At 67.5% G+C, this 1,967-nt stretch carries 3 protein-coding genes; 1 reads left to right on the forward strand and 2 read right to left on the reverse strand.

Features of this window, described 5'->3' with window-relative positions; all coding sequences use genetic code 11:
* Both AB0K37_RS41905 and AB0K37_RS41910 read right to left on the reverse strand, forming a co-directional pair.
* The coding region (locus tag AB0K37_RS41905) for a phospholipase D-like domain-containing protein (protein ID WP_363991742.1) at window positions 1-391 on the reverse strand (391 nt) is incomplete at its 3' end.
* 404 nt (window positions 392-795) lie between these two features.
* Window positions 796-1,413, reverse strand: coding sequence for a hypothetical protein (locus AB0K37_RS41910; protein ID WP_363991747.1), 618 nt, complete (start codon window positions 1,411-1,413; stop codon window positions 796-798).
* Between the two features lie 2 nt (window positions 1,414-1,415).
* Here AB0K37_RS41910 and AB0K37_RS41915 point away from each other — a divergent pair, with 2 nt between their 5' ends.
* Window positions 1,416-1,685 carry a hypothetical protein gene (locus AB0K37_RS41915; RefSeq protein WP_363991744.1) on the forward strand — a complete coding sequence of 90 codons (270 nt, stop codon included), beginning with the start codon at window positions 1,416-1,418 and terminating at the stop codon, window positions 1,683-1,685.
* The last annotated feature ends 282 nt before the right edge of the window (window positions 1,686-1,967 follow it).

Here is a 1,967-nt window from a genome sequence, read left to right on the forward strand (position 1 = left end):
TGAACTTGTTGTGCATGCGCGAGTAGTTGTCGCCGACCTTCCGGTTGGCGGCGCATCCGCGAGTGGATATGTAGCGCCCGCTCTGCTTCGGGAACCCGCCGGCGCCGTCCGTGACCCGCTGCCCGCACGTCCGCACCGCATCGGGCGAGTCGGCGAACGCCGCCGTCAGCTCCCGGTACTGCGGCATGCCGATCTCGCTGCCGTTGATGACGACCCTGACCTTGACGCCCCGCCCCTTCGCCCTGCTGAGAGAGGTCACGATCTTGCTCTGGCTGAAGTAGTACAGCGGGAGCCGGATCGTCGCCCCGCGCGGCGCGGCGTCGATGAGGGCCTTGGCGTGATCGGAGATCACCGTGTTGTCGTCCTCGGTGAACTTCACATAGTCGTCCACCTGATCGAGAGCGATGGGAATCGCCTCATTCGGCGGATCGGCGTGCACCGGACCGGCCGGGAGCGCGGCACTCGCGAAAGCGAGCGCACTGAGAGCGACGGGCACCTTGAGGGGGAGCTTGCTGGATATCTTCAGCCTTCCGGTAGGGATTCGAGCCTCGCTGTTGGATGGCTTGTGACCGATGTCACATCCGCTGTCTTGTCAGTGAGGCTAAAACCCTCCGAACCCTCAACTAGGGCCCTAGGACCCTAGGACCGCACAGCGGGGACCCCAACCCGAACACCTCACGCCCAAACACCAGCGCTGCCACTGCTGGCAAAGGCCAGAACGCCCCCGCGCAGCTCACCGGTGTCGATGACCTCGCCGGTCCCCTCCGGTCGTCCGGGCGGGCATCGCACTCCTAGCTAATCGCCGTCCTTGAGAGCGTCCTCGATACGGCCGTTCCACATGTGCTCGTGGCCGTCGATGCACCCGGCGTAGACCCGTAGCAGGACGTCGACGCCGTGCCCAGCGCGGCGGGCGACCTTGGGCGCCGGGACGCCGGCGTTCAGGGCGAGTGTGACGCCGTTGTGGCGGAGGTCGTAGGGCCGTCCGGCCAGGGGTGAGGCCGCCTGCGTGGGCGTGAGCGCCATGGCGCGGGCGAGCTGCCAGACGCGTCCGTACACGCTCTCGGAGAGTGGCCCCCCGCGACCGCCGGAGAACAGCCGACCGTCCGGCGCCGTCCCATGCTCGGCCAGGTGACGACGCAGCAGCCGGACGAGTTCAGGCGGGATGGGGACGGGCCGAGCGATTTTCTTTGCTCGGTGCTCAACTGTCGTTCCTCGTGGCTTGTCCCGGTGTCCGTCCACTCCGACCCGACGCGGGGCGAGTTGCCGGTGAGCAAGAGCTGGCCCCATCCCTCGTGGCAGGTCGATGCAGTCGCCCTTACGCAGGACTTTGGCCTCACCGGGTCGCATGTAGGCGTAGTAGAGGCAGCCGTAGAACGCGGTGAGTTCGGGTCGCTTGTCCTCGATCGCGGCCAGGAGTGCTCGGACCTCGCGGGCACGTCATCCGCGAGCTGATCGTCGCGATCGACGATGACGCCCGTCGCCTGGCCTACTCCGTCGTGGAGGGTGCGCGGCCACCGACGGAGCATCACCACGCTTCGTTCGAGGTTCGCCCGGAAGGCGCCCGGGCCGGTCGACTGATCTGGACCACTGACGTGCTTCCGCATGCCCTCGCCGCCGAGATTCGCATTCGGGTCGAACGCGGTGCGGTAGAGATGAAACGGGCGATCGAAGCTTCCTACGGCTGACGCGTCCATCCGTCCTGCGCGGAGTCGCCTTACGCTGGTCCACTGACAAGAAGGAACCCCCGGCAGCAGCGTGCCGGGGGTCCCGCTCGGCTGGACGGTCCGGCGTGGGTACCCGGACCGCTTCTTAGATCAGCAGGCCAAGGCCTGGCAGTGCTGACTGGTTCGTTGAACGTCCTGCTGGTGTGCCGGTCGCCTAAGCTAGGCGGCCGTCACTTGGTGTCGGAGCTCTTGTGGGCGCCGCCGGTGGAGGGACCGCCCTTGAGGAAGTCCTCCAGGGGGCCG

Source organism: Actinomadura sp. NPDC049753 (genome assembly GCF_040674655.1).
Classification (GTDB): domain Bacteria; phylum Actinomycetota; class Actinomycetes; order Streptosporangiales; family Streptosporangiaceae; genus Spirillospora; species Spirillospora verrucosospora.